The 20334-nt window shown below is 72.5% G+C and carries 18 protein-coding genes; 3 read left to right on the forward strand and 15 right to left on the reverse strand.

The window, feature by feature from the left end; translation table 11 throughout:
• Positions 1–64: 64 nt before the first annotated feature.
• From ACF1ED_RS33085 to ACF1ED_RS33155, 15 genes are all read right to left on the reverse strand, one after another.
• The gene (locus tag ACF1ED_RS33085) at positions 65–256 is read right to left on the reverse strand and encodes a DUF6052 family protein (RefSeq protein WP_391766837.1); all 192 of its coding nucleotides are present in this window, start codon (positions 254–256) and stop codon (positions 65–67) included.
• Entirely contained in the window at positions 225–1535 is a 1311-nt protein-coding gene (locus tag ACF1ED_RS33090) for a phenylacetate--CoA ligase family protein (RefSeq protein WP_391766839.1), read from the reverse strand. The genes ACF1ED_RS33085 and ACF1ED_RS33090 overlap by 32 nt, the downstream gene beginning before the upstream one ends.
• Before the next feature lie 73 nt (positions 1536–1608).
• A complete protein-coding gene (locus ACF1ED_RS33095) occupies positions 1609–2625 on the reverse strand; it encodes an NAD(P)-dependent alcohol dehydrogenase (RefSeq protein WP_391766841.1) in 1017 nt (338 codons plus the stop codon).
• Positions 2622–3278 (reverse strand): anthranilate synthase component II, encoded by a 657-nt coding sequence (locus ACF1ED_RS33100; RefSeq protein WP_391766843.1) that lies wholly within the window; start codon positions 3276–3278, stop codon positions 2622–2624. Before ACF1ED_RS33100 ends, ACF1ED_RS33095 begins: the two co-directional genes overlap by 4 nt.
• Positions 3275–4750, reverse strand: a complete 1476-nt coding sequence (locus ACF1ED_RS33105; RefSeq protein WP_391766845.1) for an anthranilate synthase component I family protein — start codon at positions 4748–4750, stop codon at positions 3275–3277. The genes ACF1ED_RS33100 and ACF1ED_RS33105 overlap by 4 nt, the downstream gene beginning before the upstream one ends.
• A 16-nt stretch (positions 4751–4766) precedes the next feature.
• Positions 4767–6200, reverse strand: a complete 1434-nt coding sequence (locus tag ACF1ED_RS33110; RefSeq protein WP_391766847.1) for a phenylacetate--CoA ligase family protein — start codon at positions 6198–6200, stop codon at positions 4767–4769.
• Entirely contained in the window at positions 6197–6865 is a 669-nt protein-coding gene (locus ACF1ED_RS33115) for a flavodoxin family protein (protein WP_391766849.1), read from the reverse strand. Before ACF1ED_RS33115 ends, ACF1ED_RS33110 begins: the two co-directional genes overlap by 4 nt.
• Before the next feature lie 255 nt (positions 6866–7120).
• A complete protein-coding gene (locus tag ACF1ED_RS33120) occupies positions 7121–8728 on the reverse strand; it encodes an MFS transporter (RefSeq protein ID WP_391766851.1) in 1608 nt (535 codons plus the stop codon).
• A 29-nt stretch (positions 8729–8757) separates the two neighbouring features.
• The gene (locus tag ACF1ED_RS33125; RefSeq protein WP_391766853.1) at positions 8758–9873 is read right to left on the reverse strand and encodes a serine hydrolase domain-containing protein; all 1116 of its coding nucleotides are present in this window, start codon (positions 9871–9873) and stop codon (positions 8758–8760) included.
• Between the two features lie 5 nt (positions 9874–9878).
• Complete coding sequence (locus ACF1ED_RS33130; protein WP_391766855.1) at positions 9879–11303, reverse strand: FAD-binding protein; 1425 nt, start codon at positions 11301–11303, stop codon at positions 9879–9881.
• A complete protein-coding gene (locus tag ACF1ED_RS33135) occupies positions 11300–12565 on the reverse strand; it encodes an acyl-CoA dehydrogenase family protein (RefSeq protein ID WP_391766857.1) in 1266 nt (421 codons plus the stop codon). The genes ACF1ED_RS33130 and ACF1ED_RS33135 overlap by 4 nt, the downstream gene beginning before the upstream one ends.
• 25 nt (positions 12566–12590) lie before the next feature.
• Positions 12591–13937, reverse strand: coding sequence for an FAD-binding oxidoreductase (locus ACF1ED_RS33140; protein WP_391766859.1), 1347 nt, complete (start codon positions 13935–13937; stop codon positions 12591–12593).
• A 58-nt stretch (positions 13938–13995) separates the two neighbouring features.
• Positions 13996–14778 carry an SDR family oxidoreductase gene (locus ACF1ED_RS33145; RefSeq protein ID WP_391766861.1) on the reverse strand — a complete coding sequence of 261 codons (783 nt, stop codon included), beginning with the start codon at positions 14776–14778 and terminating at the stop codon, positions 13996–13998.
• A gap of 46 nt (positions 14779–14824) precedes the next feature.
• Positions 14825–15541 carry a DUF2306 domain-containing protein gene (locus ACF1ED_RS33150; RefSeq protein WP_391766863.1) on the reverse strand — a complete coding sequence of 239 codons (717 nt, stop codon included), beginning with the start codon at positions 15539–15541 and terminating at the stop codon, positions 14825–14827.
• A gap of 40 nt (positions 15542–15581) precedes the next feature.
• A complete protein-coding gene (locus tag ACF1ED_RS33155; protein ID WP_391766865.1) occupies positions 15582–16943 on the reverse strand; it encodes an extracellular solute-binding protein in 1362 nt (453 codons plus the stop codon).
• Positions 16944–17111: 168 nt separating this feature from the next.
• Here ACF1ED_RS33155 and ACF1ED_RS33160 point away from each other — a divergent pair, with 168 nt between their 5' ends.
• Genes ACF1ED_RS33160 through ACF1ED_RS33170 form a run of 3 tightly spaced genes read left to right on the forward strand, consistent with a single transcriptional unit; the run spans position 17112 to position 20333 of the window.
• Entirely contained in the window at positions 17112–18665 is a 1554-nt protein-coding gene (locus ACF1ED_RS33160) for a 4-hydroxyphenylacetate 3-hydroxylase family protein (RefSeq protein WP_391766867.1), read from the forward strand.
• Between the two features lie 13 nt (positions 18666–18678).
• Positions 18679–18933, forward strand: a complete 255-nt coding sequence (locus ACF1ED_RS33165; protein WP_391766869.1) for a phosphopantetheine-binding protein — start codon at positions 18679–18681, stop codon at positions 18931–18933.
• Complete coding sequence (locus ACF1ED_RS33170; protein WP_391766871.1) at positions 18930–20333, forward strand: condensation domain-containing protein; 1404 nt, start codon at positions 18930–18932, stop codon at positions 20331–20333. Before ACF1ED_RS33165 ends, ACF1ED_RS33170 begins: the two co-directional genes overlap by 4 nt.
• The last annotated feature ends 1 nt before the right edge of the window (position 20334 follow it).

The following is a 20334-nucleotide window of genomic DNA, read 5'->3' on the forward strand; positions in this document are numbered from 1 at the left end:
GGCGGCGGACCGGCCCGCGGCGCAGCGGGACGGGACGGTCTCGGTACGGGTCTCCCCGCGGACCTCAGACCGTGGAGAAGTAGTCGAACTCCACGCCCTGGCCGTCGAGGGCCGTGCGCAGTTCGGCCAGGGCCATGGTCACCGCGGCGCCCACCGCGGGCACCCGGCAGTCGGCCGACAGCTCCTTCAGGGCCGTGTAGGCGCCGAGCAGCTGCGCCTCCTGCTCAGGGCTGAGAAACGAGTGCGCGTTCGTCACGGAGCCTCGCCGCCTTCCATTCCTGCCGGGGCAGAGCGCCCTCGGGGGCCAGCTCCACCTCGGGCCGTATCCCGATCTCCCGTTTGAACTCCTCGGCGATGCGCCGGGCCAGCGTGGTCACGTCGCCGCCCGGCACGTGGCGCGGCTCCACCCGGACGAAGACCGTGTCCAGACCGCGCACCGAGCTGATGGACGTCGAGAACTCGCTGACCTCGTCGAAGCCGCGGACCACGTCCTCGATCATCACCGGAGTGACCGACACCCCGCGGATCTTGCGCATGTCGTCGACCCGCCGGATGATCCCGCCGTCGTAGAAGTCCCAGGTCCTGCCGCAGCCGCAGGCGGCGGCGGGCCGCTTGACGACCACGTCCTCGGTCCAGTGCCGGAACAGCTGCATGCCCTCGCGGGACAGGCCGGTGGTGACCCGCACCCCCTCCTCGCCGTAGCCGACGGGCAGCTTGGTCTCGGGGTGCAGCACCTCCTCGATCGTCGAGGGCTCGATGATGTGGCAGGCGCCCCGGCGCGACGGGCACTCGAACATGAAGACGCCGCCGAACTCGGTGGTGCCCGCGGCGTTGAAGACGCGAGCCCCGAAAGCCTCCTCGATGGTGCGCGTGGTGAACTTCGACCGGGGCTCGGCGCCCGCCAGAATGATCTTGACGTTCGCCTCCTTCGCCAGGTCGATGCCCATCTCGCGGGCCGTCTCGATCAGGCGCATCGCATAGCTCGGGGTGAGCCCGACGACCTCGATGCCGTAGTCCACGAGGAGCTTGATCCGCGTGCGCGAGTCCAGGCCGCCGGCCGGGACGACCGTGCAGCCCATCCGCTCGAGGCCGTAGTGCATCCCCCAGAAGCCCATGAACAGGCCGTATCCGAAGGCGACCATGCCCTTGTGGTGCGGGCGCACGCCCATCGCGTACAGCGCCGTGCAGAAGGTGTCCGTCGACCAGGTCCAGTCGCCCGCCGTGTCGATGGTGCGCACCGGCGGATTGCCGCTGGTGCCGCTGGTCTGGTGGTGACGGATGCCGCGCGCGGGGTCGATGGACGGCCAGGTGCCGTACGGCGGAGCCTGCTGCTCGGCGGCGAGCAGGTCCGCCTTGTGCAGCAGGGGTACGCGCCGGGCGTAGTCCTCCATCGAGGTGATGTCGCCGGGCAGCCGGTCACGCCAGAAGGGCGAGTGGGCGCGGGCGTGGTGGAGCGCCCGTTGTAGCCTGCGCCACTGCCATGCCTCGAGCTCGTGGCGCGGCATGGTCTCTGCCTTGGGGTTCCAGTACTCCACTTCGCCTCCGTCGCCGGTGTGGTCCCCCCGGATCCTCGTCGGCGCGCGCCCGCCCCCGCATCTCCTGGCGTGCTCACCGGGGGCGGCCGGGCGGGTCGGCGGTGATCACCACCTTGCCGATGTGGCCGGCGGCCTCGAGGTACCGGAACGCGGCCCCGGCCTCCGAGAACGGGAACTCCCGGTCGATCACCGGCCGGATGCGCTGCTGTTCCAGGGCGCGGTTCATGGCCCGGAACATGTCCGCGCTGCCGACCTGGACGCCCTGCACGCACAGCACCTTGCGCAGCAGGGGAACAGGGCTGATCCCGGCCCCGCCGCCGAGCACGCCGATGACACTGATCCGGCCGCCGACCCGGGCCGCCGTGATCGACTGGCGCATGGTGCCCGCCCCGCCGACCTCGACGACGTGGTCGACGCCGCCGTCGCACAGTCCGGCCGCGCGCAGGCCCCATTCGGGCTCCCGGACGCGGTCGATCACCTCGGCCGCCCCCAGCTCGCGCAGCCGCTCCAGCTTGGCCGGGCTGCCGGAGGTCGAGATCACCCGCGCGCCGCCCGCCGCGGCGAACTGCAGCGCGAACACCGACACGCCGCCGCTGCCCAGGGTGAGCACCGTCTGGCCGGGGTGCAGCCCGCCGATCTCCACGACCGCCTGCCACGCGGTGAGCGCGGCGCACGGCAGGGTGGCGGCCTCGGCGAAGTCGAGATGGGCGGGGACGGCGACGACCGCCTCCTCGTCGAAGACCACGTACTCGGCGAGGACCCCGTCGACGGACCCGCCGAGCGCCCGGTCGACCCGGGGGCGCCCCGAGCGCCAGTCGGGCAGGAACAGTCCGGCGACCGCGTCCCCCGGCCGCCAGGCGGTGACCTCCGATCCTGTCTCGACGACCTCGCCCGCTCCGTCCGACAGCGGTACCAGGCCGGGCACGAGGTCACGGCTGTAGCGTCCGTGCGCGATCAGCAGGTCACGGTGGTTGAGGGACCAGGCCCGCATGCGGACCAGCACCTCGCGCGGGCCGGGCTCGGGGACCTCGCACGTCTCTTCGCGCAGGGAGCCCGGGCCGTCGAAGCCGGTGAGCCGGTAGCGCCTCACGCGGCGACGCCGCGGTCCTGCCAGGACGGGAACGCCGCGGTCGCGCGCACAAAGTTGTGGATCATGCGCATGCCGCCCTCCGTCCGGATGGACTCCGGGTGGAACTGCACCGACTCCACCGGCAGCGTCCGGTGCCGGAGCCCCATGACGTAGCCGTCGTCGACGGAGGTCGCACTCACCTCCAGGACCGGCGGCAGGGTGTCCTCGACCACCACGAGCGAGTGGTAGCGGGTGGCGCGGAAACCCTCGGGCATGTCCTCGAAGAGGCCGCGGCCGTCATGGCTGACCCGGCTGGTCTTGCCGTGCATCAGGTGCTCCGCCGGGATCACGGACGCCCCGTAGGCCCGCCCGATCGCCTGGTGGCCGAGGCAGACGCCCAGGATGGGCAGCCGGCCCGCGAAGGCGCGCACCAGCTCCACGTGCCCGCTGATGTCCGGATGGCCCGGGCCGGGGCCGAGCAGCAGCGCGTCGGGCCGAAGCTCCGCCACCTGCTGCTCGCTCATGGTGTGGGACCGCACCATGACCGGTTCGGCCCCGGCGGACATCAGGTACTGCCGCAGGATGTCGACGAAGCTGTCGAAGGCGTCCACGACGAGGACCCGGGGCCCGGGGCCCGGCCGCCCGGCGCCGCTGTTCAGGGCGGTCACGCTCACAGCAGTCCCTTTCCGGTCACCGCCCAGTAGGCGGCGCTCATCTTCGCTAGCGTCTCGGTCCATTCGCGCTCAGGAACGGAGTCGGCGACCACCCCGGCGGAGGCCCGCGTACGGTAGATGCCGTCCTCGTGGAACAGGGTGCGAATGCACAGGGCGAGGTTGGTGTAGCCGCCGATGTCGATCACGCCGATCGCGCCCGCGTACAGACCCCGGCGGCTGCGCTCGATCTGCTCGATGATCTCCATGGCCCGGATCTTCGGCGTCCCGGTCATCGTGCCCGCCGGGAACAGCGCGGCGATGATGTCGTAGGTGTCCCGGTCCGGCTCGGCCTCGCCCACCACCGTCGAGACGAGGTGCAGCACGTGGGAGTAGCGCTCGACGATCAGCTCGTCGGGCACCTCCAGGGTGTCCGCGCGGCAGATCCGGCCGATGTCGTTGCGGCACAGGTCCACCAGCATGATGTGCTCGGCGATCTCCTTCTCGTCCGCCAGCATCCGGGCGCCCGCCGCCTCGTCGTCACCGTCGCGCGGGACGGTGCCGGCGATCGGACGCATGGTGACGGTGCCGTCCTCGACCCGGACGAACAGCTCGGGGCTCGCGCCGAGCACGGTCTGCCCCCGGACGTGCGCCAGGTACATGTACGGAGAGGCGTTGTGCGTGCGCATCCGCTGGTAGACGTCGATCGGATCGACGGCGCTGCGGATGGTCAGCTCGTGGCCGAGCTGCACCTGGTAGATGTCGCCGACGGCGATGTGCTTCAGGGCCCGTTCGACGTCCCGGCGGTACGCGTCGGGATCGGTGTCGTCGGAGGCGGCCGAGGCCGGCACGGGACCGGCGGGGGGCACCGGATGGTCCTCCTCGGCCCGCGCGAGCAGCGTCGTCACCTCGGCCGGGTCGAACGCCCGCCAGTGGTCGGACTCGTGCAGGAGGAGCTCCCCCTCGCCGCTGTCGAGGTCGATGACCACACAGCCCTGGTGCAGCACCAGGTGGACGTCGGGCAGCGGGGGGCGCTCGTCGATGATGTACGGCAGGTCCTCGATGTAGCGGACGGTGTCGTAGCCGAAGTAGCCGAGGAAGCCGAAGCGGAACCGGGTCGGCGAGCCCTCCGCGTCGAACAGCGCGTGCAGCTCCCGCAGGACCCGCCACAGGTCGCGCCGGGCGCGCAGCCGCAGGCCGCCGGCGGTCTCGTCGAGCAGCGGGGCGATCCGCCGCAGCAGCGCCTCGCGCAGGGACGGTTCGCCGTCGACGCCGACGATGCCGTCCGTGACGGACAGCGAGAGCAGCTCGCCGAAGCCGACGAACTGGTACTTGCGGTCGCGGTCCGGTCCCGCGGCCGACTCGAGCAGGTAGACCTGCTCCTTGCCGAAGCGGTGGGCGAGCGCCTGGTGCACCGGGAGCGTCGGGTACGACGGCAGGACCTCACGGCGAGTGGTCACCCGGATCGCGGCGGGCTCCGGCCTGGGGTCGGGCATGGTGGGTCCTCTCCGCTCAGGTGGTGATTGCGTATCGGTGAGCGACCTGACGCGCCACCAGCACCGACGTGTCCAGCGGGCCTCGGTCGTCCAGCACGCGCGCCGCCTTCCAGCTGACGAAGGAGCCGGTGTGGGTCACCGGGTCCAGTTCGTCCTCCACGACGACCGTCGCGTCGAGACCGGTCAGCGCGCGCAGCCGGGCGGCGACGCCGGCGGTGGTGCCGTCCCGGTCGGGGTGGCCCGGCAGCAGGTCGAGCCGTACGGTGACGCGGTCGCCGCCCGCCTCGTCGCGGTCTATGACGACCTGGTAGCCGAGGCAGCCGGAGACCGTGTCCAGGACCGCGGTCTCGAGTTCGGCGGGCTGGAGCACGGCGTGGCCGAGCCGGATGCGGTCGGCGGCCCGGCCGACGACCTCGACGACGTCGCCGGGCAGCGGGGCGCCGGGCGGCGCTTCCGTGATCCGGACCAGGTCGCCGGTGCGGTAGCGGATCAGCGGCTTGATGCCGTCGACCAGCATCGTCAGTACGAGTTCGCCCTCGCCCCGGGTGCCGAGGAACTCCCCGGTGTCCGGGTCGACCAGCTCGAAGAGGTAGTTGGGCTGCGACAGGTGGAGCCGGCCGGTGTCAGCGCCGGTCGCGATGCACAGGGACTCCTGGGAGCCGTACAGCGTCGGCCGGACCTGGGCGTGCGGCCACACCGTGGCGACGTTGGCGGCGAACTCGGGGGTACAGATCTCGCCGAGCACGAGGAACAGCTTCACCGGCAGCCGGGCCAGGTCGTAGCCGTAGTGCAGGGCGGCCTTGGCGAGGCTCAGACAGAGCGCGGGGGCACAGACGATCACCTCGACGCCGAGGTCCTCGATCAGGCGCAGCGCCTTCTGGAAGCCGACGCGCGGGGACTCCGGCCATATCTTGACGTGACAGGCGCCCAGCGCGGCGGTCACCGAGGTGAACACGTCTCCGAAGGCGTACAGCTCCGAGGGCCCCATCAGCCCGACGACGGGCATCCGGTCGCCGAAGCGCGCGCGCAGCACGCGCCGCCAGGACTCCTCCACGGCCGCGTTGCTGGTGGCGATGTCCCGGGCGCCGCGCGGGCAGGGCGTGGACGGCCCGGTGGTGCCGGTCGTCTCGTAGAAGACGGCGGCGTCGGCCGGACTGCCGGAGAGCACGTCGTACATCTCGCGGCGCAGGTCGTCCTTGGTGGTGAAGGGGAGTTCGGCGAGGGTGGCCGGGGTGACCCGGTCGATGTCCACGCCGGCGAGGTGACGGCGGTAGAACGGCGAGCGCGAGGTGACGTGCCGCAGGACGGCGGTCAGCCGCTCGGTCCGCCAGCGCTCCCTGTCCTCGTCGGTCAGGGTGCCGTCGTGGAAGGCGCGCAGCACCGGCTCGTACGTCTCCCAGAAGGCGGGCAGGCCCGGGTCACCGGCGGAGAGCGGGGCGGTGGTGCTCATCCGGCGTTCACCGGCTCGTTCAGCGGCAGGCCGACCCGCTCGTTGCGGTCGCCGCCGGCCAGCGCGTCACGACCGGTCAGCTCGCGGTGCTCACGCAGCAGCCCGATCATGTCGGACATGCGCTCGACCAGGCGCTCGACGTTGCGCAGCCCCTCCTCGTCCTTGGCCGCGTCGCCGCGGTGCAGCGCGTGCACGGTGGCCGGGAAGCCGCTGCCGACCAGGATCATGCGGTTGAGCAGGGCGTTGACGGTCAGCTGGGCCCACACCTCGCCCGCGCTGTAGCGGCGGGCGACGGAGATGATGCCCGCGACCTTGTTGCTGAGCGGACGGTCGAAGCGCAGATAGCCGACCCCGGCCCGCTCGATGAAGGTCTGCATGAGGCTCGCCGTGCCGAAGCCGTGCACCGGGGCGGCGAAGACGATGCCGTCGGCCTCGATCATCCTGCGCACCACGGAGGGGATGTCGTCGCCCACGGCACAGGCGATCGTGCGATCGTTGCAGTCGCCGCACGGGCCGCACCGCTCCATCCGGATGTTCCGCAGGTCGACGACCTCGAACTCGACGCCGAGGGCGCGCGCGTGCGCCGCCGCGTGCCGGAGCACGTCCGCGGTGTTGCCGTCCCGCTCGGAGCCGTTGATGGCGAGGATCTTCGGTGCTGCGGTCATGGTGATGCCTCCTAGAATCGGGCGGCGGTGGCGGGGCGGGCGACGCCGGGCGCTGCCCGGCGTCTCGGCGGCACGCGCGTCTTCGGTCGTGACGGGCGCACCGGACCGGTCGTCGGAATCGTCGCGGCTGGGGACAGACCGCGCATCTCCTTGCGTGCTTGTTTGAAGCCGTGCGCACAAGGGAGTTGACGTACCGTCAGTGAGCATGCCGGAGGGGCGCGACGCGCTCGGCGCCGCGCCCCTCGGGTGCCGTTCTCAGACCCCGGTGCGCTCCGCGACGGCCTCGGCCGTGGCCTCCGCCGGCTCCGGCGTGCCGGACCGCTCCGCCGGGTCCTTCTCCCGGAGCTTGAAGGCGACGGCGACCGCCACGGCGGCCACCGCGGCGGAAGCGACCCAGCTGACCGTGTGCAGCGAGCTGGTGAAGGCGTCGCGGGACGCCGTCACCAGGTCCTGGGCGGCGCCGCCGGACAGCTCGCGGGCGGCGGCGGTGCCGCCGGCCACGGTCTCCTGGGCGGCCTCGGCCAGCGGGGCGGGCAGCGAGGCCGGGACCTGCCCGGTCATCCCGTCCCGGTAGAACGCGGCGCCCAGGGTGCCGAGGAAGGCGAGACCGAGCGTCGAGCCCAGCACGTTGCTGCTCTCGGACAGCGAGGCCGCGGCGCCCGCCTTCTCCACCGGAACGGCGCCCACCACGAGCCCGGTGCCGAGCGCGAACAGCGGGCCGACACCGAAGGCGACGAGCGCGATGCAGACGACGACCCCGAAGACCGAGCCGTCGCCCCCGACCTGGGTGAGGGCGAGCAGCGCGAGGAAGGAGACGCACAGCCCGCCCACCATCGCGGTCAGCGGCTTCATCCAGCGCAGGAACAGCGGGGCGAGCAGCACGCCCGCGGCGATGCCACCGCCCGTCGGGGCCTGCCAGAGCCCCGCCGCGGTCGGGCTCAGCTCCGCCACGGTCACGATGTACTGGCTGGTGAGGAACGAGGTGCCGGCGAAGGCGCCGGAGGCCACGGCCATGCCCGCGAGCGCGAAGGAGAAGGCCGGCCTGCCGAACAGCCTCAAGTCCACGAGCGGGTCGGCGAGCGTGCGCTGGCGGCGCAGGAACACCGCGCCCGCGCCGAGCCCGACGGCCAGCGACAGCAGCGCCGTCGGGGCCGAGCTGTGGGCGCCCCCGGCGGCGAGCTCCTTGACGCCGTAGATCACCGGGAGGATCGCGAACAGCGACAGCGCCACGCTGATCAGGTCGAGCGGTCCGCTCGACCCGCCCGTGCGGTACTCGGGGAGCAGCAGCGGTCCGGCCACCAGCAGCACCACCATCACGGGGACGCCGAGGAGGAAGACCGAGCCCCACCAGAAGTGGTCCAGCATCAGCCCACCGACCAGCGGGCCGACGGCCGCGCCGCCGAACTGGCAGGTCGCCCAGAGCGAGATCGCGAGGCCGCGCTCCCGGTCGTTCCTGAACATGTTGCTGATCAGCGCGAGAGTGGAGGGGTTGAGCGTGGCACCGGCGACGCCCAGCAGGGCACGGGCCACGATCAGCATGCCGGGGCTGCTCGCGTAGGCGGCGAGCAGGGACGCCGCGCCGAACGCGGCGGCACCGATCAGCAGCAGCTTGCGCCGCCCGATCCGGTCACCCAGGTTTCCCATGGTGATGAGGAACCCGGCGAGCATGAACCCGTAGATGTCGGTGATCCACAGCTGCTCGGTGCCGCTGGTGCCCAGGTCATCGCTGAGCTGGGGCAGCGCGAGGAACAGGACGCCGATGTCGAGTGCGATCAGCAGGGTCGGCAGGGCCAGGACGCCGAGGCCGATCCACTCGCGTCGTCCCGCCTTCGCCCCGGCGACGGCCTGGGCTGCGTTCGTCATGACGGATACCTCTCTGTCGACGGGGCCGTTCAGGCTCCGGCGACGGCCTGGGTGACGATCTCGCTGACGCGCTCGAAGGCACTCGCCTCGGTCGGGTTGAAGCGGTTCTTGGTGAGGGCGAAGGCGACCTTGGTCCGGGTGTCGGCGTAGGCGCCGCTGCCGCCCATGCCCTGAGCGCCGAAGACGTTCAGGGACTGCTGGGGGTCGCCGCCCGGGCGGCCGAGGAAGTAGCCGAGGCCCTTCGGGGACGGCGCGAACACGACCTGGTCGAGGTCGGCGACGGCCACCGCGCTGATCTGCTCCAGGCGCTCCTGCGAGACGAGACGGACCCCGTCCACCTCGCCCAGCAGAGCCGCGTACATCTTGGCGACGCCGCGGGCGGTCATCGTGCCGCCGGCCGGAATGTCGGAGGCGAGGATGTCGGAGCGGTTGCCGTAGGAGGCGCTGGGCATGATGGCCGGCGGCGCCGCCTTGAGCAGCGGGAAGTCCTCCGGCATGTCACCGAACGCGGCGGGGTCGATCGGCGCGTCCTCCAGGCGGGCCAGCAGGCCCTGCTCGTCCTGCGGGACACCGAGGTAGAGCTCCTTCGCGATGCCGAGCGGGGTGGAGACCTCCTCGAGCAGCACCTGCGAGATCGGCTTGCCGGTCGCCCGGCGGACGATCTCGCCGAGCAGGTAGCCGAAGGTGACCGCGTGGTAGCCGGTCTGCGTGCCGGGCTCCCACCAGGGCTCCGCGGACGCGACGATGGACGTCATCTTGTCCCAGTCGGTCAGGTCGTCCGGAGTGATGTCGCCCGGCAGACCCGGGACGCCCGCCGAGTGGGTCAGGGCGTGTCCGACCGTCGCGTTCTCCTTGCCGTGCACGCCGAACTCGGGCCACAGCTCGACGATGCGGGTGTCGTAGTCGAAGAGGCCCTTCTCGACCAGCGTGTGCACGACGGTGGCCGTGACGCCCTTGCCGGTGGAGGCGCTCCAGAACGGGGTGTCGGAGGTGACCGGACGGCCGGTCTCCGGGTCGGCGACACCGGAGACGGCGTCGACGACGAGCTCGCCGTCCACGTATACGGCCGCCTGCAGGCCGGTCTCGGCACCCGACTCGGTCAGCTCGTCCAGCACGGTCTGCACGTGCTTCTGAAGGTCGCTCATGTCTCTCATTCCTCGTGTGCGTGGTGCGGGGTGGGGGGAAGGCCCGTCGGAGAAAGGTCAGACGTGCCGGTCATGGCGTCGGGCCGGAACAGCCCGTCCGGGTCGTACGCCAGCCGGACACGGTCCACGGCAGCGATGTCCGCCTCGTCCAGATGGCCCTGCGGCTGGTCCGGGCTCTCCACGAACCCGGGTGCGGTGCGACCGGTGTCCCAGGGGGCGAGCGCGGCGCGCAGGCTCGCGCAGCGCTCCCGGATCGCCTGCGCCGGACGCAGGCCGGGGAGTCCCGCGGCCATCACCGCGTAGGCGGCCGGCAGATGGTCGAGGACGCCGCCGCGCGGGTCCGCCTCGGCCAGCGCGCCGCCCAGCTGCCGCAGTTCGGCGGCGACCAGCGGAGAAGCCGAGCCGGGCCCGACCGCGTGGAGCAGGGCCTCGGCCCCTTCCCCGCGCAGGTCGCCGACGAGCAGGTGGTCGCCGAGCACCTCCACCGGACCCGGCGGGTCCTGGTGGGCCTGCGCGACCGCAGGGGGGGCGCCCGGTGCCCAGCTGTCCTCCAGCGGGGCGGCGACGGCACGCAGCGGCCCCAGCAGGTCGTCGGCCTGGCGCCCGGCGGTCGCCAGATCACCCCCGGTCGGGGCGAGCACCGCGCCGGCCACGCATACCACGGGCCCCGAGCGCAGTTCGACCGGGATCTCGGGCACCGGCGGCAGGTTCATGATCCGCAGCGAGGTGGACACCTCGCGCGGAGCGTCGGCGGCCCACTCGAGCCACCGTCCGAGCAGTCGCTCGGCGTGCCGGCCGGCCCAGAAGGCCGCTCCGGTGACCACCCCGGCGGCCGGGAACAGCTCCAGCTCCACGCCGGTGACCACACCGAGTCCGCCACCGCCGCCGCGCAGCGCCCACAGCAGCTCCGGCTCGTGGCCGGCGTCGACCCGGCGCACCTCGCCGTCGGCGGTCACGACCTCGGCGGCCGTCACCCCGTTGGCCGCGATGCCGGTCCTGCGGCCGTACAGGCTCACCCCGCCGCGCAGCAGATAGCCGACGGCGCCGACGGTCGGCGACGTGCCGTGCGCGGCGGCCAGGCCGTGCCCGGCCGCCGCGGCCACCACGTCGGCCCAGCGGGTGCCGGCCGGGATCCAGGCGGTGCGGCGCGCGGGGTCGACCCTGACCCCGCCGCCGAGTTCGGTACGGATCAGCAGCTGGCCGTCCATCGGCCGGGCCGCCCCGGCGGAGTGGCCGGTGGTGTGCACCCGGACCGGCAGGCCGGCGGTGCGCCCGTACCGTACGGCCGCGCGCACCTCGGCGACCGTACGGGCGGTCAGCGCCGCCGCGGGGCGGGCCGGCGCGGCCTCGTTGAAGACGGCCGCGGCACGCGCGTACTCCGGCTCGCCGGGCAGCGCGGGCCGGATGCGCGTGTCGGCGGCGGCGGTCACGAGTGGGAGCCTTCGGCGACGCCGAAGCGGACCTTGGCGTACTCGCGGGTGGCGACGCTCTGCAGCAGAACGCCGATCCCGGCGTGACTGTGCTGGGTCGACATGTCGCGCCAGATCCGTTCGATGCGCTCGCCGGAGCGCACGGCGCTCGACCCGGCGGTCGGGAACAGATGCCGCTCCACCGCGCCCCAGGCGAGCTTCAGCACCTCGCGGCAGATGGTGGCGAGCCGCAGGTCCTCCTCACGGGTGAAGTCCTCCGGCGGCCTGGCGCACAGCTCCTCCCACCGGCGCACGGCGTGCAGCAGCGCCGCCTCGGCGGTCGCGATCATGCCCGAGGCGTGTCCGTACCAGTACTGGTAGTCGGGGTCCTCGGCGCGCGAGGTGCCGGTGAAGATGGTGGTGCGCGAGCGCATCAGCTCCTCGTAGGCGTCCAGCGCGCCCTGCGCCATGCCCACCGCCACGGCGGCCGACTCCAGCAGCATGAAGCTCAGCGGGCCGCCGCCGTACTGCCCGTTGCCGTGCAGCGCCCGGCCGGGCGTGCCGGCGCTGACGTCGACCTCGCTCAGGTGAGTGGCCTCGATCGCGTAGTGCGCCGGGACCCGTCCGCCGCGGAAGGAGACGCTGTGCGAGCCACTGCCCTTGAGGCCGAGCTGGCGGCCCCAGTCGTCGAGCATCGTCCACTCGGAGCGCGGGGCGACGAACAGCAGCAGCTTCGGCTCCGCGCCCTCGCCGGCCTCCTCGTCCTCGATGACGGTGTGCCCGATGAAGTGCGTGGCGTAGGGGGCGCCGGAGCAGTAGGGGAAGGTGCCGTCGATGATCCAGCCGCCGTCGGGGGCACGCCGCGCGGTGCCGGCCGGGGTGATGGTCGCCGGACTGATGAAGTCTCCGTCGGCGAACAGCTCGGCCTGCGTGCGCTCCTCGAACAGCGAGGCGACGGCGAGGGAGTGTGCCGCGCCCAGGCAGTACATCCAGCCCGTCGACGGGCAGCCCCGGGACAGGGCCATCGTGACCTTGAGGAAGGTCTCGGCGCCGAACTCGTACCCGCCGTACCTGCGGGGCACCAGGATCCGGTAGAGACCGGCCCGCGCGAACTCCTCGTGGGTGTCGGCCGCGTAGTAGGTGCGCTGCTCGGTCTCCGCCTGCCGGGCCACGAGGCCGGCCGCGAGCCGCTCGGCGCGGCGCACCACCTCCCCGGGAGTGAGGCCCGGCTCCGGCGGCGCGACGCCGACGCCGGGGACGTCCGTGGCGACAAGGGTGGTCATGGGGTGTCCTTCCCGTGGTGAGACGTCAGGCCCGGCTGCGCGGAGCGACGTTGGCGTTGCGGCAGAACACGTTCTCCGGGTCGTAGGCGTCCTTGACCGCCCGCAGCCGCTCGTACGTCTCCGGCGGGTAGACGGCGGCCAGGTCGTCGGCGTCCAGCTCGCTGAGGAAGCCGCTGTAGGCGCCCTCGGTGAACGGGGCGAGCGCCGACCAGAACGCGGACAGCTCCGGCAGGGCGGCCTCGTTGTCGGCACGCGGACCGAGCTTGGCCGTGTTCACCAGGACCTCCGCGTCGCGGTGCCCGAACGCGGTGGCGTCGGCCGGCACCCGGCCCAGCGCACCGCCGAGGCTGCGCAGTTCCACGAAGAGGTTGTCGAAGGCGGCCGCACCGGTGAGCAGGGTGTCGACCAGCTCGTCGGAGCACTCGCGCGCGAAGCGGTTGCGCACCATCGGCTCCCAGTCCGGCGGGAGCTCGCCCGCCTGGTCGAGCACGTCCGGGTAGGCGACCAGGTTGATGTCCTTGCTCTCCACCGTGCCCAGTTCGAGCAGCGGGGCGATGGCCGCGCCCGCGGCGGCGACGTCGTCGCCCGCGTAGCAGACCAGGATGTTCACCGGCGCCGGGTCACCGCCGAACGACGGGAACAGCTGCACGTGCGAGGTCAGCTCCTCGGGCGCCTCGCGCAGCGCGCGGGCCCAGCCCTTCACCACCGAGGCCGCCTCGGCGGCGGGGTAGACGACGGATCCGAAGTGCACCTTCGGCAGCTGCTTGGCGGCCACCTCGAAGGAGGTCACCACACCGAAGTTGCCGCCGCCGCCGCGCAGCCCCCAGAAGAGGTCGGCGTGCTCGTCGGCGGAGGCGCGCAGGACCCGGCCGTCCGCGGTGACGACCTCGGCCGCCACCAGGTTGTCGATCGCGAGACCGGTGGAGCGCACCGTCCAGCCGATGCCGCCGCCGACCAGTAGGCCGCCCACGCCCACCTGGTCGGTGTCGCCGGAGGAGAAGGACAGGCCGTGCTCCGTCAGCACCCGGGCCACCTGACCCCACTGCGCGCCGGGGCCGATGCGGACCAGGCCGCGCTCGGCGTCGAGGACCTCCACGCCGTTCAGCGGCGAGACGTCGACGACCAGGCCGCCGACGTCGGTGCTCAGGCCCGCGTTGCTGTGGCCGCCGCTGCGCACCGAGACGCGCAGGCCCTGCTCGCGCGCGAACGCGAGGGCCAGGCGCACGTCCTCGGCGCCGTGACAGCGGACGACGACGTCCGGCCGTCCCTTGTGGACGAAGATGTCCTTCACGTCGTCGTAGGCCGCGTCGCCCGGCAGGACGACCTCGCCGGTGACGGACTCGGCCAGGGCGGTCGCCGCGGCGCTGTTCATGGGGTCTCCCGTGGTGGTTCGAGGTGGGCGTGGTCGCGTCCCTGCCGGGACGACCGGGTCAGTGGTGGAACTCGCCGCCGTTGACGTCCAGGCACTGTCCGGTGACGGCCCGGGACAGGTCGGACAGCAGGAACAGGACGCTGTCGGCGATCTCCTGCGGCTCGGGCAGCCTGCGCAGGTCGAGGCCGGCCGCGACCTCGTCGTACACCTGCTGCTCGGGGACCCCGCGCTCGCCGGCGAGGTGGGCGAAGTAGCCCTGGAGGGCCGGTGCCCAGATGTATCCGGGAGCGACCGTGTTGACGCGGACGCCCTGCGGGCCGAGTTCGCTCGACAGGCTCTGGGCGAGCGCCAGCAGGCTCGCCTTCGCCATCTTGTACGTGCCGAAGAGCGGCTTGGAGTGCCGGATCGCGACCGAGTTGATCATGACGACGGAGCCCTTGGCCCCGGCGAGCGCCGGGGCGAACAGCCGGGTCAGCCGCAGCGCCGCGTACACGTTGGTCTCGAAGCCGGAGCGGATGTCGTCGATCGCCACGTCGGCGAGCGGCGCCATCGGGGGCACCGCGAAGGCGTTGTTGACCAGACCGTCCACCCGGCCGAAGGTGTCCACGGCCGCCTTGACCAGTGCCTCGACGGCGGCCTCGTCGGTGATGTCGGTCGGTACGGCGAGGGCGCGGCGGCCGGTCGCCTCGACGGCCGCGGCGGTCTCCTCCAGCACGGAGGCGGTTCGCGCCGCGAGCACGACGTCGGCGCCCGCCCGCGCGGCACCCAGCGCCAGCGCCCGGCCGAGGCCGGGACCGACACCGGACACCACCACGACCTTGTTCTTCAGCAGTTCGCTCACTTCGATCCCTGTTCCTTCTGTCCCTCGGGTCGCCGGCGGCGGGCGCTCAGACGATTTCCTTCAGCGGACGGTCGGCGGTGCGGTTCAGCCACCACTGGACGAGGAAGAGGTTGATGACCCAGCCGAGCCACGGCGCGGTGCCGGCGACCTGTCCCCAGATCGTCTGGCTCTGCACGCCGAGGCTCATCAGCAGGACGACGAAGACCCGGCCCCACACGATGTTGATGGCGAAGGCGAAGCTGTAGAGCATCCACATCCGGTGCGCCTGGACGCGCCCCTGCACCGCGCGGGTGAAGCCCATGCCGGTGGTGAACAGCCACAGCACGCCGCCGAGGGTGGTGCCGACCGAGGGGCCCATCGACAGCGGGGTGATGAAGAAGGCGAGCAGCGCGGAGGGCAGGACGCCCGCGAACACGTAGGCCCGCCCTGTGAACCGGTGCGCGGCGGGGTGGCGGCGGCGCAGCCACGGCCACAGCTGCAGCACGACCGTCACCAGCGCGATCGTGCCGGTGGCGATGTGGGCGACCAGCATCGGGTAGTGCTGCGGGGCGTCGGGCCGGATGGGTATGAGCGAAGCCTTCGGATCCAGGCCCAGGTACGGCGGCCACACGAAGCTGAGGAACGCGAACACCACGACGCCGAGCGGCAGCACCCACGGGCGCCGCCACCACACCGGGGCGGCGGACCGCTTGGTCGCGGGGCGCGGCTCCACCACGTCCGGAGCCGGTCTCGTACGGGGAGCCGTGTCCAGGTTCTGCGCCACTGTGTTTCCTCCAGAGAAAGGTCCTGTGCGGGCCGGGTGATCAGCCGACCCGGAAGCGGTGCGGCCCGCGCTGCCCGGGCACCAGGCCGAGGCAGTGGGCGTTGTGGTCGTCGAGGAGGCGCTGCGCCTCGGACCTGGCGACGGCGAACCGCTCGGAGGGGTCGGCGCCCGCCGTGAGCACGTCGTGCATCGCCGCGGTCAGCGTGTCCTGGATCCCCACGAAGTCGCCGACCAGCGCCCCGTTCGCGGCGGTCGCGCGCTCGCCCGCGGCGAGCTGGTCGAGGGCGACCCGGTGGTGGGGGTTCGCCTCGAACCAGCCCTCCTCCTCCAGGAGGGCCCGGGCGGACTCGGTGACGGGGATGAAGCCGCTCGTCTTGTGGCGTTCGGCGGCGTTGCGCGGGGTCAGGAAGGTCAGCAGGAAGGCGAGCGCGGCGTCACGGGCAGCGGGGTCGAGCCCGGACGTGAGCCACAGCGAGTCGCCCCCGATGACGTTGCCCGCGTAGGGCGCCTCGGCGCTGTGCGGCATGGGCGCCGCCACGACCTCGAAGCCCCCGTCACGGCCCGCCTGCACCATCCGGTCGGCCTCCACGGAGGTGCTGAGCACGAACGCCACCCGCTGCTCGGCGAACGCGCGGTAGTTGCGTTCCCACGCCGGGTAGGTGTCGTCGCCGGCCGACCGCAGGCCGGAGTAGAGGTAGTGGCCGTCCGCGTGCAGCGCCTGCCACCAGCGGGCGAAGCGCAGCACCGCGGGCGAGTCGGCCTCGACGGAGGTGGCGCGCTCCGTCCGCCCGTTGCCGGGAGCGGCGAGCAGGGCGCCCTGCTGGGCGACCGCCTGCTGGAACAACCAGCCGTGGTTGGGCCAGGTCACCCGGTGCGAGGGCCCGCCGTCCAGGCGCGCCACCGCCTCGCAGGCGGTGGTCAGCTCCTCCCAGGTGCGCGGCACGGAGCGCACGCCGGCGGCTTCCAGCACGGTGGTGTTCGCGTACAGCAGGGTCGTCGACGTCAGCGGCGGGAGGGCGAAGAGCCCCTCGCCGTCGAAGGTGTAGTAGTCGCGGGCGGCCGGCACCAGGTCGTCGAGGCGCACCGGCACACCGAGGATCTTGTCGCGGCCGCCGATGGCCCGCTCCACGGAGGTGAACAGCGGCGAGCCGTCGGCCGCGAGCAGGTCGCGGGAGAGCTGCGTCGAGGTGTAGAAGCTCTGCACGATGGCGGGCGGACGCCCCTCGCGGGCGGCGCGGGCCACCTCCTCGGGGAGCTTCAGGTGGTCGACCCCGCGGACCTCGACCCGCACCCCGGGGTGGGTCCGCTCGAACTCCTCGGCCAGTTCCCTGGTCTCGCTCAGAAACAGCGGAACGACCGGGTAGTCGTTGAGCCAGACGTCGAGAACGACCTGGTCGGGCATGGGGTTCGGCCTCCGCTCGGGGGAACTGCGAAAGACAGTCGGCGCTCATTCTTCGCGAGCGGAACGAGCCCTGCATCTTCTGCCGTGCTCTCAAGGCGGCAATCTGGGATAAGGCCCCGCAGGGGCCGTGGTGCCAGACTCGCTGCCCTGGGCGAGGAGAGGAACACCATGGCTGAAGAGCGCCGCAGGACACGCCCGTTCACCGGCGATGAGTACGTGGAGAGCCTGCGCGACGGCCGCGAGGTCTACATCTACGGGGACAAGGTCAAGGACGTCACGACCCATCCGGCCTTCCACAACCCGATCCGGATGACCGCCCGCCTCTACGACGCGCTGCACGACCCGAAGCGCCAGCCGGTCCTCACCGCCCCCACCGACACCGGCAGCGACGGCTACACGCACCGCTTCTTCACCACGCCCCGCTCGGTCGACGACCTCGTCGCCGACCAGAAGGCGATCGCCGAGTGGTCCCGGCTCAGCTACGGCTGGATGGGCCGCAGCCCCGACTACAAGGCGTCGTTCCTCGGCACGCTCGGGGCGAACGCGGACTTCTACGGCCCGTTCGCGGACAACGCGCGGCGCTGGTACCGGGAGTCGCAGGAGAAGGTCCTCTACTGGAACCACGCGATCGTCCACCCGCCGGTCGACCGCAACCTCCCGCCGGACCAGGTCAAGGACGTGTTCGTGCACGTCGAGAAGGAGACCGACGCCGGTCTGGTGGTCAGCGGCGCCAAGGTGGTGGCGACGGGCTCGGCGCTCACCCACTACAACTTCATCGCCCACTACGGGCTGCCGGTCAAGGAACGCGAATTCGCGCTGGTCGCGACCGTTCCGATGGACGCGCCCGGGCTCAAGCTGATCTGCCGCCCGTCCTACTCCGCCACGGCCGCCCTGGCCGGCACCCCCTTCGACTACCCGCTGAGCTCGCGCCTCGACGAGAACGACACGATCCTCGTCATGGACAAGGTGCTCATCCCCTGGGAGAACGTCTTCATCTACGGGGACCTGGGCAAGGTCCAGATGTTCACCGCCAAGTCCGGCTTCCCCGAGCGGTTCACCTTCCACGGCTGCACCCGCCTCGCGGTGAAGCTGGAGTTCCTCGCCGGGCTCCTCGCCAAGGCCCTGGAGGTCACCGGCACCAGCGAGTTCCGCGGCGTGCAGAGCCGCCTCGGCGAGGTGCTCGCCTGGCGCAACCTGTTCTGGGGGCTCTCCGACGCCGCCGCGCGCAACCCCGTGGAGTGGAAGAACGGGGCCCTGCTGCCCAACCCCGAGTACGGCATGGCCTACCGCTGGTTCATGCAGATCGGCTATCCCCGCATCAAGGAGATCGTCCAGCAGGACGTCGCGAGCGGCCTGATCTACGTCAATTCCAGCGCCGACGACTTCGCCAACCCCGAGATCCGCCCCTACCTCGACAAGTACGTGCGCGGCTCGGGCGGCACGGACGCCGAGGGGCGCGTCAAGGTCATGAAGCTGCTGTGGGACGCGGTGGGCACCGAATTCGGCGGCCGCCACGAGCTGTACGAGCGCAATTACGCGGGCAGCCACGAGAACACCCGCGTCGAGCTGCTCTTCTCCCAGACCGTCAGCGGCCAACTGGACCAGTACAAGAGTTTTGTCGACGACTGCATGAGCGAGTATGACCTGGACGGCTGGACCGTCCCGGACCTCTCCTCCTTCGACGAGCTCAGGAAGACCAGGAACGAAGCGTTCCGTGACTGAGGAGAACACACCCGTGACGAACAGTGTCGTGGAGACCGCCACCCGCATCTGGACGGACATCCTGCGCCCGGCCGCGGGCCAGGAGGACCGCACCTTCTTCGCCCTCGGCGGCCAGTCGGTCTCCGCCGTACGGATCGTGGCCCGGGTCGAGTCGGACCTCGGCGCCGAGCTCGACATCCGCGTCCTGTTCGAGGACCCGGACCTGGCCGCCTTCCTGCGGGCCGTCGGCGAGGCCGTCGAAGCGGCGGCGGAGAGCAGGGCCGCGTGACCGTCGCCGACCTCGCGCCGGCCGAAGGGTTCCCTCTCGCGGTCCAGCAGGAGTTCCTGTGCCTGTGGGACAAGGGCGACGACATGGGACCGTTCGGCCCCCGCTTCCACATCGTCGACGGCTGGCGGGTGAGCGGCCGCGTCGACATCGCGTTGCTGCAGGCCGCCCTCGACGACGTCGTCGTCCGGCACGAGGCGCTGCGCACCACCGTCGTCCGGGACGCCGAGCCGCGCCACCAGCGGATCCTCGCCCCCGCGCCGGTGCCGCTGGAGGTCCGGGAGCTGCCCGCGACCGACCCGGCCGACGAGGAGGCCCGCCACCTCGCCGGCGAGGAGCTGCTCAACGAACTCGCCGCCGACACCATCGGCGTCCGCCGCATGCCGCTGCTGCGCGCGGTGCTCGGCCGCTTCGACGACGAGGACGCCGTCCTCGCGCTGATCGCCCACCACACCGCCGTCGACGCCTGGTCGATGCAGGTCATCCTGCGCGACCTCGCCGTTCTCTACGCCCGGCACGCCGGAGCCGACCTGCCGCCGCTCGCCCCCGCGCCGCAGTACCGCGAGTACGCGCACTGGCAGCGCTCCGACGAGGCCCGCGAGGCCGAGCGGTCCGCCCGTGCGTTCTGGCGCACCAAGCTCGACGGCGCCCGCGCCCTCGCGCTGCCCACCGACCGGACCCGCAGCGAGGCACCGGAGTTCTCCACCTCCTGGCACCGGTTCGGCTGGGGCACCGAGCTGCGCGAGCGGGTGACGACGCTGGCCGCGGGCACCCGCAGCTCGACCTTCATCGTGCTGCTCGCCGCCTTCAACGTCTTCCTCAACCGGCAGACCGGTGACACCGACGTCGTGGTGCCCACCTTCACACCGGGACGCACCCAGGCCCGCTTCCAGGACGCCGTCGGCTCCTTCTTCAACTTCCTGCCGCTGCGCACCGACCTGACCGACTGCGTCACCTTCCACGACGTGCTCGCCCGTACGCGCGAGAGCTGCCTGGACGCCTACACCCGGGAGATCCCCCTGGCGCACGTTCTGGACGAGGCGCCCGAGCTCATGGCCCGGGTCGGCGTCGACGGCCTGGCGTCGTGCGTGTTCCAGGTCATCCAGACCCCGTTCACGATGGCGGGGGAGCGGATCGGACCGCTCGCCTACCGGGCCGTGCGCCGCAAGGTGCTCTCGCAGAGCGTCGGCTCGGACATCCCCGACGGAACCCTGCTCTGCCTGGAGATCTCCCCGAGCGGAGAGCTCATCGGCGAGCTCGGCTTCAGCAGCAACCTCTACGACGAGAACACGGTCCGGCGCCTGGTCGCCGGCTTCCGCGACGTCCTGAGCGAGCTGGTGGCCGACCCCGGCGCCCCGCTGCCGGCCCCCACCGATTTCCCCTCAGCCCAGAACCAGGAGTGAC

Origin of the sequence: Streptomyces sp. NPDC014656, from assembly GCF_043084305.1 — a bacterium.
Taxonomy (GTDB): domain Bacteria; phylum Actinomycetota; class Actinomycetes; order Streptomycetales; family Streptomycetaceae; genus Streptomyces.